General features: G+C 72.2%; 17 protein-coding genes. 7 read left to right on the forward strand and 10 right to left on the reverse strand.

Translation table 11 applies throughout. From position 1 onward, the window contains the following. Positions 1–71: 71 nt before the first annotated feature. The 4 genes from HHX30_RS30360 to HHX30_RS30375 are packed head-to-tail and all read right to left on the reverse strand — an operon-like array spanning position 72 to position 2,092. Positions 72–461 carry a YbaB/EbfC family nucleoid-associated protein gene (locus HHX30_RS30360; protein WP_249350621.1) on the reverse strand — a complete coding sequence of 130 codons (390 nt, stop codon included), beginning with the start codon at positions 459–461 and terminating at the stop codon, positions 72–74. Between the two features lie 11 nt (positions 462–472). Next, positions 473–850, reverse strand: a complete 378-nt coding sequence (locus tag HHX30_RS30365; RefSeq protein WP_169986081.1) for a YbaB/EbfC family nucleoid-associated protein — start codon at positions 848–850, stop codon at positions 473–475. Continuing rightward, complete coding sequence (locus tag HHX30_RS30370; protein WP_169986083.1) at positions 847–1,719, reverse strand: hypothetical protein; 873 nt, start codon at positions 1,717–1,719, stop codon at positions 847–849. Before HHX30_RS30370 ends, HHX30_RS30365 begins: the two co-directional genes overlap by 4 nt. A 10-nt stretch (positions 1,720–1,729) precedes the next feature. After that, entirely contained in the window at positions 1,730–2,092 is a 363-nt protein-coding gene (locus HHX30_RS30375) for a hypothetical protein (protein WP_169986084.1), read from the reverse strand. Positions 2,093–2,440: 348 nt separating this feature from the next. Here HHX30_RS30375 and HHX30_RS30380 point away from each other — a divergent pair, with 348 nt between their 5' ends. Continuing rightward, positions 2,441–2,881, forward strand: a complete 441-nt coding sequence (locus HHX30_RS30380; protein WP_169986086.1) for a YbaB/EbfC family nucleoid-associated protein — start codon at positions 2,441–2,443, stop codon at positions 2,879–2,881. Positions 2,882–3,001: 120 nt separating this feature from the next. Here HHX30_RS30380 and HHX30_RS30385 read toward each other — a convergent pair whose 3' ends face one another. The 6 genes from HHX30_RS30385 to HHX30_RS30410 all read right to left on the reverse strand — a co-directional run bounded on the left by HHX30_RS30385 (position 3,002) and on the right by HHX30_RS30410 (position 7,449). After that, positions 3,002–4,417: a WXG100 family type VII secretion target gene (locus HHX30_RS30385; protein ID WP_169986088.1), complete on the reverse strand. Its 1,416-nt coding sequence runs from the start codon at positions 4,415–4,417 to the stop codon at positions 3,002–3,004. 28 nt (positions 4,418–4,445) lie between these two features. Further along, entirely contained in the window at positions 4,446–4,859 is a 414-nt protein-coding gene (locus tag HHX30_RS30390; protein ID WP_169986089.1) for a hypothetical protein, read from the reverse strand. Positions 4,860–4,874: 15 nt separating this feature from the next. Beyond that, entirely contained in the window at positions 4,875–6,290 is a 1,416-nt protein-coding gene (locus HHX30_RS30395) for a WXG100 family type VII secretion target (protein ID WP_169986091.1), read from the reverse strand. Positions 6,291–6,318: 28 nt separating this feature from the next. Then, positions 6,319–6,681, reverse strand: coding sequence for a hypothetical protein (locus HHX30_RS30400; RefSeq protein WP_169986093.1), 363 nt, complete (start codon positions 6,679–6,681; stop codon positions 6,319–6,321). Positions 6,682–6,759: 78 nt separating this feature from the next. After that, positions 6,760–7,062 carry a WXG100 family type VII secretion target gene (locus HHX30_RS30405; protein ID WP_142569316.1) on the reverse strand — a complete coding sequence of 101 codons (303 nt, stop codon included), beginning with the start codon at positions 7,060–7,062 and terminating at the stop codon, positions 6,760–6,762. Between the two features lie 36 nt (positions 7,063–7,098). Next, complete coding sequence (locus tag HHX30_RS30410; RefSeq protein WP_169986094.1) at positions 7,099–7,449, reverse strand: WXG100 family type VII secretion target; 351 nt, start codon at positions 7,447–7,449, stop codon at positions 7,099–7,101. Between the two features lie 233 nt (positions 7,450–7,682). On the opposite strand from HHX30_RS30410, the gene HHX30_RS30415 reads away from it, so the two are divergent. The 6 genes from HHX30_RS30415 to HHX30_RS30440 all read left to right on the forward strand — a co-directional run bounded on the left by HHX30_RS30415 (position 7,683) and on the right by HHX30_RS30440 (position 12,089). Continuing rightward, positions 7,683–8,783 (forward strand): hypothetical protein, encoded by a 1,101-nt coding sequence (locus HHX30_RS30415; protein ID WP_169986096.1) that lies wholly within the window; start codon positions 7,683–7,685, stop codon positions 8,781–8,783. A gap of 3 nt (positions 8,784–8,786) precedes the next feature. Next, entirely contained in the window at positions 8,787–9,572 is a 786-nt protein-coding gene (locus HHX30_RS30420) for a hypothetical protein (protein ID WP_169986098.1), read from the forward strand. After that, positions 9,572–10,834: an SseB family protein gene (locus HHX30_RS30425; RefSeq protein ID WP_211592778.1), complete on the forward strand. Its 1,263-nt coding sequence runs from the start codon at positions 9,572–9,574 to the stop codon at positions 10,832–10,834. The genes HHX30_RS30420 and HHX30_RS30425 overlap by 1 nt, the downstream gene beginning before the upstream one ends. 42 nt (positions 10,835–10,876) lie before the next feature. Beyond that, a complete protein-coding gene (locus HHX30_RS30430) occupies positions 10,877–11,215 on the forward strand; it encodes a hypothetical protein (protein ID WP_169986099.1) in 339 nt (112 codons plus the stop codon). 107 nt (positions 11,216–11,322) lie between these two features. Then, on the forward strand, positions 11,323–11,742 hold the full coding sequence (locus HHX30_RS30435) for a YbaB/EbfC family nucleoid-associated protein (RefSeq protein ID WP_311922928.1): 420 nt from the start codon (positions 11,323–11,325) through the stop codon (positions 11,740–11,742). After that, the gene (locus tag HHX30_RS30440; protein ID WP_169986101.1) at positions 11,739–12,089 is read left to right on the forward strand and encodes a hypothetical protein; all 351 of its coding nucleotides are present in this window, start codon (positions 11,739–11,741) and stop codon (positions 12,087–12,089) included. The genes HHX30_RS30435 and HHX30_RS30440 overlap by 4 nt, the downstream gene beginning before the upstream one ends. Positions 12,090–12,091: the final 2 nt, after the last annotated feature.

Raw genomic sequence — 12,091 nt, forward strand, 5'->3', positions numbered from 1 at the left:
GGAACCGCTCCCTTCGCTCTTATAGTCAAGGATATGACTATTCAACGAATTGAGCAGCAGCGGTATATGGGTTAGAGCCGGTCGGCGCCTTCGGGGGCGCCTTCGGGCGACGCCCGATCGCCGAACGCGCGGCGGGCCTCGTCGAGGAGACCGGCCACGTGGGACAGGCCCGCGGCGTCGAGCCCGCCGCGCAGCACCTCCTCCTTCGCGGCCTCCGCGGCCGCCTCGGCCCGCCGTACGGCCTTCAGGACGGCCTCCGCGAGCGAGCGGCTGTCGAGCCCGCGCATGCTCAGCGGGTGGATGTCGAGGGCGCGCAGCGTGCCGACGGCGTCGACGGTCGCGGTGATCCGCCCCCCGTCGGCACTCCCGGCGTACTCGCGTGTGCTCCATTCGGCCGCGAGCTCGTCCATCCTCACGGCCGCCGCCGACAGCCGTTCCATGCGCGCCCGGAGCTCGCGCATCTCGGTCACGCTCACTCCTCCCGGAGCAGCGCCCGGACGTACGGGGCGAGCGGGTCGCCGTGCGGAGGCGATTGCGCGAAGTCCTCCATGGCCTTCCCCAGCCGCTCGCCCACCTCGCTCCGCGCGGCGCCGATCGCGCCCTGGATCGCGGCCGACATCGCGACGTGGTCGAGGTCGCGCATCGCCCGCGGATCGACGGTCAGCCCGAGCAGGCGGCCGGCTCCGGAGACCCTGGCCACCACGGCGCCCGTGGCATCGGTCCCCTCGACCACCTCCTCGCTCAGCCCGTGGAGCAGGTCGGCGAGCGCGCCGACGCGGCCCTGGACCTCCCGCACCAGACCGGCGACGTCGCCTTCCCCGCCCTCGTTGAACGCGGCCGTGTTCCTCACCGGGGCTCCTCGCTCGCGGGCTGCCAGTAGTCGTGGATGTGCGCGCGGTCGGCCACCGCGGGGGTGAGCGTGAGGTCGCGGCGGCCCCGCGCCGGGTCGCCCTCCTCGAAGAAGGCGGCCCGTACGTCGTTGAGCTTCTGCTCCACCTTGTTGAGGTCGCCCTCGCAGGCCATGTAGATGTCGGCGAACTGCTTGACGAGGTTGCCCAGCGCACTGGCGAACACGCCCACCTGCGATATCAGCGCGACCCGCCCGGCCGGGTGCGCGCTCATCGCCGCCAGCGTGCGGAGGATCGGCGCCGAGGCCGCGTAGAGGCCGAACACCGACAGGTCGTACTCCAGGACCTCCTTGAACTGGCTGTGCATCGCACCGCTCATCTCGCCGGTAACCCCGTGGAGCTTCTCGTACAGGACCGTGGTGTTGAAGCGGACCCGCCGCCCGAGCAGGTCGGCCGCGTGGCCCTTCCAGTTCGGGCTGACGTCCTGGAAGTAGGAGAACCAGATGTCGGACCGGCCGCTCTCCAGCCGGCTCCCCATCTCCTTCCACAGCTCCCGCCGGTCATAGAAGAGGAAGGGGTTGCCGAGGTTCATCGTGGCCGCCACGTCCAGGGCGAGCGCCGCGCCACCCAGCCCGGACATGGCCATCGCCGTACGCGTCTGCTGCCGCAGCGGGTTCAGGCCCTTGACCAGGTTGCGGAAGAAACCCGGATCGGTGCGGGTGGCGGCGGAGGCGGCGGCTCCGTCGGCCGGCGCCACGCGTACGGCCCGCTGGACGTTGCCGCTCGAGTCCGTGATGTAGAGCTCCCCGGGGCCCGGGGCGGGCCGGCCGGGGACGAACAACCTGCCGGGCTCGCCGGGTGAGGTCGACATGCGGCTCCTCTCAGGGACGCGTGTTCCGGACGGCCGCCGTGCCGGCCTTCTCCGCGGCCACGTAGTTGTCGGCGGCCCTGACCAGCGTCTCGCCGTCCCTGCGCAGGGCGTCGCCGAGGATGCCGGCCGCGCCCGACCAGGTGTCGGAGACGGTGTTGAACCGGTGGACGAAGGCGAGCCCGACGATGGGGACCCCGGCGAGCGGAGCGAGGTTCCAGCCCTCGAAACGGGGCGTCGCGTCCTTCATCCGCCGGACGCCCTCCGCGGAGCCGCCCACCGTGCCGGCGAACTTCCTGATGAAGCCCGCGGCCACCTCGTAGCCGGGCAGGCCGGACGAGCCGCCGTCCGGCGCCGGCACCCTCGCCGGGACCACGGAGGCGCTTCCCTGGCGCTGCCCGCGTATCGAGTCCGGCAGGCACGGACCGGCCGGGCACGGAGGCGTGTGCGGGCAGGGGCTCACCATCGCGGAGACGGAGGAGGCCGGGAGGGCGGACGGCCCGGATGGCCCGCTGGAGGAGGATGCGCCGTACGACACGTGATCTTCCCTATCACCGCGCTCCGCGCCCCCGCCATGCGCGGGGGTGACGTTTCCGCAGGTGGAAAGCGGAAATTCGGGGCTTGTTCACTGGCGTGTAACGGCGAGCCCGCAAACCCCCGTACGCCCGCCTTTGATGCGTTAGCGTGCCGATGTTCCGGAAATCGCGGCAAAAAGGGGGCTCGTATGGCCGGCAGCGCATTCGACGACTTCGACGTGGAGCGGTTCAGCCGGAGCGCCGACGCCAGGATCGCGGCCGTCGAACGACTCCAGGGCACCCTGTCCTCGCTCGTCGGCCGGGCCCGGGACGAGGACGGCCTGGTCGAGGTGGAGTTCACCGGCCGGGGGCTGAGCGAGTTGGAGCTTCACCCCAAGGCGATGCGGCTGAGCTCGGGCGAACTGGCCGAGCGGATCAAGGAGACGGTGCGCGCCGCGTCCGACGACCTGTACCGGCAGATGAACCGGGCCATGGCCGAGGTCCTCGGACAGGAAGGCGACCAGACGAGGTTCCTCAACGACCCCGAGGCGGTGCTCACCCAGGTCAGAGAGGCGGAGTCCGCCTTCGACCGCACCGCGGAGGACGTGCTGGGCGAGCTCGACCGGATCAGTCGCAGGCTGAACCTCTGACCGGCGGCCCCGCCCGTCCGGCGGAGACCACGCGAACGGGCGCGATTTCCCCGAGCCCGCGCTGGAACCCGTGCCCCTCCCGCCAACCTTTGCCCCGGGCAAAACTTGGCGGTCGCGGCACTAGCCGATGCGGTCGGGGCTGATCGTGCTCGTCACCCGCCAGACGTCCGGCTCGGGGTCGTAGATTTCCCGCTCGCGCTCGTCCTGCCCGCCCGTCCCGGCGCCGCCCGCCGGCGCGTAGGGGAGGAAGGACGAGCCCGCACCGCTCTGGCCGGTCCGGTAGCCGCCCAGGAGGCCACCGGCCTCCCCGGCGACGCCGGCCCCGTAGCCGGTGCGCGCCCCGCCGTACACGCCGATCACGCCGCCCGGCGGCAGCGTGCCGGTCGGCCCGGCCGTGGGCAGGGGGATCCGCGGGTCCGGATAGCCGGTGAGCGCGTTGGGGGTGGTGCCCGCGGGGGCCGTGGCGCCGGGCAGGGGATGGGTGGTCGCCAGGTCCGTCGAACCGCCCCCGATCACGGCCGGAGCCGTGCCCGAACCGTCGCCGGAGCCGCCCGGCTGTCCTGTGCCGGGCTGTCCCGGTGCGCCGCCGGTGCCGGGGAGGCCACCCGTACCGGGGTCGCCCGTGCCGCCGGACCCGTCCGCACCGCCGCCCCCGGAGCCCGTGCCGCCGGAGCCGTCCGCGCCACCGGAGCCGCCGCCCGAGTGGCCGCCTCCGCCGGATCCCGAGCCGCCGGACCCGGACCCGTTGGAACCCGAGTCCGCCGAGCCCGAGCCGGTCGAGCCGTCACCGTACGAGCCGCCGTGCCACACGCCGTCGGAGGTCGTGGTGGGCGCGCCCGTCCCGCCCACGCGGATGCGCGGAGAGTCGGCGAGGTCGATGTGCAGCGGCTCGACGGCGGGCAGCTCGAAGGCCAGCCCCTCGGCGAAGGCGTTGTTCGCCTCCTGGATCTGCTCGTTGAGCTTGCGGAAGTGGGCCCTCGCCGCCTCGTCCTCGTTGAGGTAGGGCGCGGGGCCGGGAGAGGGGGCCGGCGAAGGGAGGCTCCGGGGCGAGGCGGAGGAGAAAGACGAAGGGGAAGGGATGGGGGAGGGTCTCCCGCTCGTGCCGCCGCCCGCGCCCTCGTCCGAACCGCCCGGGGCGGCGGGGAAGTTCGTCTTCGCGTCGCTGACCACGTCCGCGTACCAGGACATCGCCGCCCCGCTCGCGGTCATGGCGTCGCCGAGCGCGCCCGCCGTGGCGTAGAGCGCGCGGAGGGCGGACTGCACCTGCTCGGCGGCGGGACCGCGCCAGACGGCGGACAGTTCCTTGGCGGTCCTGCTCAGGGCCGCCTGGATGCCGATCTCGGACGGCCCGTTGCCGCCGACCTTCCCGCCCACCAGGTCGGCGGCGTCGGTGAACGCCCGACCGGCACGGCGGACCGCGTCGGGACTCGAGGCGTCCAGCTTCTGCTTGATCTGCTCCCGGGAGAGGTTCTCCGGGTCGAGCCCGTCGAGGCTCGCGTACACCTTGATCGGCTCCCAGCCGGCTTCGGCCCCCATCGCGATCTTTCCCCTTGCCCTCGGCGGCTCACGCGCTGCTGCTCGTGTGGCCCTTCTCGTAGTTCACGACGGCTTGCTCCACCGCGCTCACCATCGCCTCGATGCGGTCGATCAGCAGCTGATACTTGCCGCTGAGCACCTCGTGGGCCTGCTCGGCGTTCAACCCGAAATACTTCGCCGCCTCCCACGGGCCGGTCTCCGCGGGGCCGACGTTGGTCAGTCCCTGGACCTCGCCCGCGGTTCCCGGGCCGCTCCAGGTGGCGCTCATGGTGGCGGGGGCGCGCCCGCGCAGCGTGCCGAGCTCGTCCCGCAGCCCCTTGAGGATCTGCCGGACCCGCGTGTGGTCGATGTACACATCGGCCGGCCCCCCGCCGAGACCCGGCCAGTTTTCCGGCATCCTCAGCTTCGGCGGCGGCGATCCGCCGTCGGGTGCGTAGCTCATTTCGCCTCCCTCGCCTTAGGCCTTGTCGATGCGCGCGGACGTGGTCTGCTGGTCGCTGACGAAGAAGTCCTCGTCTTCGAGCAGCCAGGTGGTGCGCTCGCGCTCCTGGCGCTCGCCGCCCCCGCCCGCGCCGTGCGGGGCCATCGGGACCATGCCGTTGCCCGCGGCGGCGCGTGACGCCGCTCCGTTGACGCCCACACCCCCGGCGCCGATCCCCGGGCCCGCGCCGGAACCGCCGCCCGCGCCGTACCCGCTGTACCCGGTGCCGGGGCCCGAGCCGGTGGCGCCGGTCAGGTCGTTGGGGACGGCGGTCTGCGGGGTGTGGCCGGAAAGGCTGGTGCCGCCGAGCCCGGCGTCGTCCAGCCGGGTACCGTTCGCGCCCGCTCCGGCCGGTACGGAGCCGTTCGATCCAAGGGCGCCGACGCCGCCGTTCAGCCCGCCGTTGAGGCCGCTGCCCGGTCCCGTGCCGTCCAGTCCCGTGCCGATCCCGCCGCCCGGGCCGCCCGGGCCGTACGGGTCGCCCGTGCCGTTCCAGCCGGGGAAGCCGCCGTCGCCGAGGCCGTCCGGGCCGGAGCCCGTGCCGAGGTCGCCGAGCGAGGCGGGGTTCTGCCAGCCCCGCAGGTCCGTGGGGACCGATCCGCTCGGGAGGGTCGTTCCCGGGCCGGACAGCGGGTCGTACGTCGGGGGCGTCATGTCGAACTTCGGCACGTCGGTGTCGAGCGACTCGGGGAAGAGGGCGTTGGCGGCCTGCGTCGCCTGCGTGAGCTTCTTGAGGTGCTCCTCGGCCGCCTTCATGTCCTTCTCCTCCTTCGACTCCCCGAAGAGGTTGAGGAAGGGACCGTCGCCGAAGGCCGAGCCGATGGCGCCGGCCAGGCCGCCGACGATGAACCCGCCGACGCCGCCGATGACCGCGCCGGGGATGGCTCCGACGCCCGCGAAGGGAGAGCCGACGACGGCGCCGCCGGCCGCGCCGACCGCCCCCGCCTCCACGGCCGCGTCGTACCAGTCGATGTCGCTCTTCGTGGGCTCGGGGACGTTCTCGCCCCGGAACTGGTTGAGGGAACTGGCGTAGACGTCCAGCGCGGGCACCACGCCGCGCGCCGAGGGCGACCCCGCCTGTCCCGCCGGAGCGGAGGTGTCCACGATCGCGGTCATCACCGCGACCGTGGAGGCCCTGAGCCGGCGGAGCTGCTCCTTGACCTGTTTGGCGTCCTCACCCGTCGTCCAGTGCTTGTCGAGCGAGTCCAGGTGCCTGTCGAGCGTCTCGACCACGGACTTGAGCTTGTCGTGCACGCCCTTGAACTCGCCCGAGGCCGCCCTGATGAGCTCGGGGTCGGTCTTCTCGAGCGAGGTGCGCAGCGTCTCCAGCATGACGACGCCCGGATCGGACGCGTCGATCGCCGCCCTGATCGGCATTCTCCGCTCCGCCACGGCGCCTCCTCAACCACTCCGCGTACGACTAGACGTCCGCCACACCGACGTGCCGCGCGCCCGCCTGCTCTCCGGCGTCGAGGTTCCTGACCGCCAGCTCCAGGCGTTCGGCGGCGATGCCGAGGGTCGAGGCGATCTCCGCGTAGATGGCGGTGACCGCGACCTCCGCACCGGTCAGGCTCGCGTGGAACCCCGTGGCGGCCTCCCAGAAGCCGCCGATCGCCTCACGCCGCATGAGCAGGCGCTTCACCGCGCCGCCCTCGTGGAAGGCGGCCGGTGTCATCGTGCCCTTGGACGCGCCCGGCGCCAGCACCTCGAGCACCTCCTCGAAGTCCTTGCGCGCGTTCCTGAGCGCGGTCCGGCTGACCTCCACGCCACCGTCGCGAGCCATGCGTCACCCTCCGTCAACGCCGTGACGGGCACCGGCGAAGGAGCGCCGGCGCCTCCGGCCGTACCGTTGGACGTCCGCTCACTTGCCGTCGAACATGGCCGCGTTGATCCGCTCCACGTCCTGCATGTTCATGTTGGTGATGTTGATGTTCTTCGCAAGCAGCGAGACGATGTCCGCCAGGCCCTTGGCCTCCTGCTGCCAGATCCGCCGGGTCTGGTCGTAGGCGTCCTTGGCGCCGCCCTGCCAGATGGCGGTCTTGGTGTTGAGCTTGTTCTCCAGGTTCTCCAACTCGGTGACCAGCCGGTTGAAGGCGTTCTGGAACTCGGTCTCGCCTGAGTCGAGACCGCTGAAGTTGACCTTGGTGATGTCGAAGTCCACCATCGCGCTCTCCGTCCGTTCCTGGTGGTCGTCTCGGGCTCAGCGGCTGTACGAGGCGGGCGGGGCCTGGTTGATGAGCGCCTCGATCTTGTTGATCTCGGCGGTCGCCTGCGCGTTGAACTCGGCGTAGTTCTTGTTGTTCGCCCGGATGCTCTCCGCGAGGGTCTGCAGGCTGCCCAGGATGACGTCCATGCGCTCGTGCCACAGCAGGTGCACCTTGTTGAACGCGTGGTGCGACTCGCCCTGCCAGTGGGTCCTGAGGTTCTCGCCGGCGCTGTCCAGGTAACGCTGGATGCCGCGGATGTTCTCGGCCGCGTCGCCGATCCAGGTGATCGCCTCGTCCAGGTCGTGCCGGCTGACTTGAGCCTGGCTTGCGCCAGAGTGCGACATGGCCACCTCCACTGATCCTGTCAATTACCCCCGACCAGGCGGGTCGGGTGATGACCCAAAAGTCACAGTAATGGATCAGTGGACGCCTTGCCGGGACTGTCCGAGATTAAGATTCTGTCACGTCTCTTGTGTTTTTGTCAGACAGCCGGTTAGGGGATTTGTACGTTTTGCGAGCTTTGGGGTGACTCGGGCCGCATATAGGTGAAAACGCAATCAATCGGCCGGAGGATGTTGTGGCGGATACGAGCGGGGGCGGGACGAGTCCTTTCGCCGGACTCGCGACCACGATGGGATCGGGCGGCGCGGTGAACCCGCGCCTGGCGGACCCCGAGTTCAAGATGGACTACGGCGAGGTCGCGAAGTTCGGCAACGACGTGGCCGGCCGGGGCCAGGTCCTGGCGGACACGAGCGGCCGGATCAAGCAGATCCACCTCCCGCCGTTGACCTTCGGCGTGATCGGCGGCGCCCTGAACGGCGTGCACAGTCAGGTCCGGAACCAGGCGGCCGACGCCGTGGCGAAGGGCAAGGACGTGCTGGAGTCCTGGAAGGCGGCCCTCGACCAGGCGGTCGAGAACGCCAAGGAAGCCGAGAAGCAGAGCTCGGGCGGCACCGGGAAGGACCCGAACGGCCTGACGGGCGGTCCGAAGGGGGCCGGGATCGACCCCAAGGGCCTGGGGCTCGGCGGCGGCGGCCTCCCGAAGGGCGGAGCCGGCCTCGGCGACGGCTGGAAGCCGCCGAAGGACATGCTGGGCACCGACGTCGACACCGGCCTGAAGCATCCGGACCTGCCCGGCGCGGGCGCCCTGCCCGGCGCCGGTGACCCTGACGGCGGCGGTCTCGGCGGCGGCGGCCTCGGCCCGGACGGCAGTGGGCTCGGGAAGGACGGCCTCGGCCGTACGAGCCTCGACGGGCTCGGCCAAAGCGGTGTGAACCCGCTGGAGACGCCCAAGCTGAACGCCCCGGGCGACACCTCCCTTTCGGCGCACAACCCGAGCCCGCCGTCCGTGCCGACCCTGCCGACGACGCCCGGCCTCGGCACGACAGGCTACGGGCCGGGCGACTACCCCACGGGGGCGCGGTCCGGCACCGGCGGCTACGGCGCGGGCGGCTACGGTCCTGCGGTGTACGGCCCGGGCGCCGGTCTGGGCGCCGCGGGCGCCGGGCGTGCCGGTGCCGGCGGGATACCCGCCATGCCGTACGCGCCGATGGGGGGCGCGGGGAGCGGCGACCACGACAAGGAACGTGAGCGGGGCGCCGCGGTGCCGGAGGACGAGAGCACCTGGTTCGGCGACGAGGACGTGGCGCCTCCCGTCCTCGGGATGCAGGAGGACTAGGTCATGGTGAGCATCGGGAACGTCGAGATCTGGGACGCGCGCAACAACTTCATCACCGGCGCCGGCCTGGCCGCCATGGCCTCATACCTGGAGCCGAGCGCGCTGCCGCTGGCGGGACTGCTGGCCACGATGATCGCCGACCCCGACTCCATGTCGCGGGGCGCGCGCGAGTGGCGCAACGACGGAGGCGAGGGCGGCCAGGCGCCCGTCGACATCGGGCGACTGCGTGAGGATCTCAAAGGGCAGCTCACCGCGCTCGAGTCGAACGGGCATCTGAAGGGGCGGATGCTGACCACGGTCAAGGAGAAGTTCGCCGAGCTGGACAGCCAGCTCGACGGACTGGACCAGGGCATGAAGGGGGTCGGCGCCAGCCTCGACTCCGCGTCCCAGCTCTACACGGCGGCGAGTTTCATCTCGCTGGCGATGGGCGGGGCGGCGTTGACGTTGGCGCACATCAGCGCCGCGGCCAGGGCCAACCCCCTCTCGATGGCCGCGATCCAGCCCACTGTCACCGGCATCATGGTCACCATGTCCAGGACCGCGCAGAGGGTGTTCGCGGTCCTGGCCAGGTTGAACCTGAAGGTCGCCGCCATCTTCACGGGGGTCGCCTACCTCGCCGGCGGCGCCCAGCAGAAGTTCCCCGGCATGCAGGCCGTCACGATGAAGGCGCCCGACTTCACCAAGGCCGCGGTGGCCTTCAACCCGGTCAACGGAGGTCTCACCGATCCCCTTCCGGACCCCGATGACATTCCGAAGACACCGTCCTTCATGCCACCGATCGGCATCTGATGGAGTGGGCGGCCAGCGCGTTCGAGCGGCGGCTCGGGGCGGCGCACGACGCGGGCGACCTCGCGGTCTGCCTGAGCATGCTCAGGGACACCGAGCTGGCGCTGCCCATGCCGCCGGAGGGCGACCCCGCATGGGTGAAGATCACCGCGCCCGACCGGGTGTGGCTGCCCGCCTACACCTCCTTCGAGGCCATGACGGCGGCCACGGGCCTGTCACGCGCCCGGGTCACCTCGCTGGTCGAGCTGGCCGCGGGCTGGCCCGACCCGCGCTGGGGCCTCGCCGTCAACCCCGGCCTGCCGGTGCGCTTCCTGCTCGAACCGGGGACCGTCGCCAGGCTGGCGGTCCCCACACTCGCGCAGGACCGCGTGGCGGAGCCCGAGCCGGCGCTGCCGGTCGTGCAGAAACCGCTGACGCCGGGGGAACTGCACAGCTACCTCGGCGAGGGGGAGTCGCGCGTCTCCGGCTACTGCCACCACGCGCTCGACGTGGCGCACGTGGCGACGCCCGTCGTGCTCGTCGACATGCTGGGCCGCCGGGCCGACGAGGGGCTGCTCACCGGCGACGGCTCGGTGCTCCTCCTGCGCTGGCGTACGGTCGGGCTCAACCTCTACCGCACGCCGTACGGCGGGACCGACGAGGCGGGCATGGCGGCGGTGGCCGGCTGGGTCGTCGAGGAGCCGCCGTTCGCCGGCATGGGCCTCGCGCCGAACGCCGACTATCCGGTCCGCGAGTACAGGGTGGACGCCGTACGGCTGCCGCACGGCTCGGAGATCGTCGAGCTGACCACGGCGGGGACCGAGATCGTGCGCGCGGTCTACGACGGCGACCTCGGCCGCTGGGGGCCCGGAGAGCCGGCCGCCGCCTCCCCGAGCTCCTATCGGGCGCGCTGGCGGGGGGCCGATCACCCGGCCAACCCCGATCCCGGGCACGACGGGCTGCTGATCCGGCTGCTGCGCGACGAGCCGGCCGAGGGGTTCGAGGAGCGTGCCCCGGGCCGCTTCGTGCGGCCCGTGCCCGCCGAGGAGTGCGAGGCCGTCCTCCACGTCACCCGGCGGTGCGAGTGGCGCGGCGCCCCCTGTCTCGTACGCGACGAGCGCGCGGGCGAGCTGCTGCTCGAATACACCGGCGGGCGGCTGCCGGTCGCGCGGGCGCTGGGCATGGAGCGTATCGAGCGGGGCGTCCACCGGCGGTGGGTGGCCCGCGCCGAGGCCGGCGAACCGCGCGAGCACGCCGAACTGCTCGACCTGGGACTCACGCAATAACCTGAGGCCCGGGACGGCCCCGGACCGGAGGGACGGACGCAGGTGAGCGAGACCGATCCGCACATCCACGTCGGGTCGAAGGTGCTGCAGGCCGGTGCCGACTACCGCAATCTGGTCGCGTCGTCGCTGGGCCGCGCACCCGACGCGCCCGATGTCGTCACCACCGGTTGCGGGCTCCAGGTGCCCTATGCGATGACCTCGATCCGCCCGGAGAGCGTCACCTGCCTCGCCTGCCGGGAACACGCCCATCGTGAGCATCTGCGCTACGCCGAGCAGGTGGAGCGCCTGAGCCGGATGCCCGGCGCGCCCGTCACCGGCGACCAGGCCGCCAAGGCCGCGCGGTGGGCCCGGGACCTCGCGAAGAGGTTCTCCGGCGCGTAACCCGCCGCCGTCTGACGCACTTCACTAGCCGGATGTCCGATCGCGGTGTGATAATCCCGGATATTGGACATAGATCATCATCGGTGTGAACGCGGTCGAACGGGGTGGTGAACACGACCGGGGGACAGGCGCAGGACGCCGCCGGGATGCGGGCGTACGCCGAGGAGCTGCGGGCCACGTTCCTGCGCCTGCAGGAGGAGGCGCCCGCGCTGCACGAGAGGGCGCGTGCCGTGCAGGTGACGGAGAAGTCGCGTGACGGGCTGGTGGCGGCCACGGTCGGCGCGAACGGCGAGCTGATCAGGCTGGACCTCGACCCGCGCATCTACCGGCGGCAGGACGCGCGCGGCCTGGCCGACGCCATCACAGGGACCATCCACGCCGCCGTGGCCAAGGCTCAGGAGCGGGTCGTCGAGATCTTCGCGCCGATCATCCCCGCCGACCAGATGAGGGCGCACATCGAAGGCGATCTCGACGCCGTGCTGGAGCAGATGTCGACGCGGTTGCCGAAGCCGCCGGGGGAGAGATGAGCGAGCTTTTCGAAGTGAACTATGTCGACATCCGCCCGCAGCAGCTCGCGAAGGGCCTGTCCCAGTGGCACGCCGCGTCGTCCGAGGCGGAAAGCGGCTACCTCGCCGGCCTGCGCGAGATCCGGCGGCTCAACGCCGCCGAGCCGTGGGGACACGACACGGCGGGCTCGGCCTTCCACTCCGCGTACACCGAGGGCGACGGGCCGGAGAAGGTGATGGACCGGGGTGCGGAGCTCACCGCCAAGGTGGTCGAGCTCGGCCCGACCGTACGGCGGAGCGCGGAGAACGCCCGCGGCATGGACGCCGCGCGGGCCAGGGAGGTGCACGAGATCCTGAGAAGGGTCTGACG

The sequence above is a fragment of the Microbispora sp. H10836 genome (assembly GCF_012999525.1).
Lineage (GTDB): Bacteria > Actinomycetota > Actinomycetes > Streptosporangiales > Streptosporangiaceae > Microbispora.

Excerpts from the sequence above, each read along its gene's own strand:
- HHX30_RS30360 (WP_249350621.1), bottom strand. The coding sequence starts at position 461 with ATGCGCGAGCTCCGGGCGCGCATGGAACGGCTGTCGGCGGCGGCCGTG.
- HHX30_RS30370 (WP_169986083.1), bottom strand. The coding sequence starts at position 1,719 with ATGTCGACCTCACCCGGCGAGCCCGGCAGGTTGTTCGTCCCCGGCCGG.
- HHX30_RS30380 (WP_169986086.1), top strand. The coding sequence starts at position 2,441 with ATGGCCGGCAGCGCATTCGACGACTTCGACGTGGAGCGGTTCAGCCGG.
- HHX30_RS30385 (WP_169986088.1), bottom strand. The coding sequence starts at position 4,417 with ATGGGGGCCGAAGCCGGCTGGGAGCCGATCAAGGTGTACGCGAGCCTC.
- HHX30_RS30390 (WP_169986089.1), bottom strand. The coding sequence starts at position 4,859 with ATGAGCTACGCACCCGACGGCGGATCGCCGCCGCCGAAGCTGAGGATG.
- HHX30_RS30400 (WP_169986093.1), bottom strand. The coding sequence starts at position 6,681 with ATGGCTCGCGACGGTGGCGTGGAGGTCAGCCGGACCGCGCTCAGGAAC.
- HHX30_RS30405 (WP_142569316.1), bottom strand. The coding sequence starts at position 7,062 with ATGGTGGACTTCGACATCACCAAGGTCAACTTCAGCGGTCTCGACTCA.
- HHX30_RS30410 (WP_169986094.1), bottom strand. The coding sequence starts at position 7,449 with ATGTCGCACTCTGGCGCAAGCCAGGCTCAAGTCAGCCGGCACGACCTG.
- HHX30_RS30420 (WP_169986098.1), top strand. The coding sequence starts at position 8,787 with ATGGTGAGCATCGGGAACGTCGAGATCTGGGACGCGCGCAACAACTTC.
- HHX30_RS30425 (WP_211592778.1), top strand. The coding sequence starts at position 9,572 with ATGGAGTGGGCGGCCAGCGCGTTCGAGCGGCGGCTCGGGGCGGCGCAC.
- HHX30_RS30440 (WP_169986101.1), top strand. The coding sequence starts at position 11,739 with ATGAGCGAGCTTTTCGAAGTGAACTATGTCGACATCCGCCCGCAGCAG.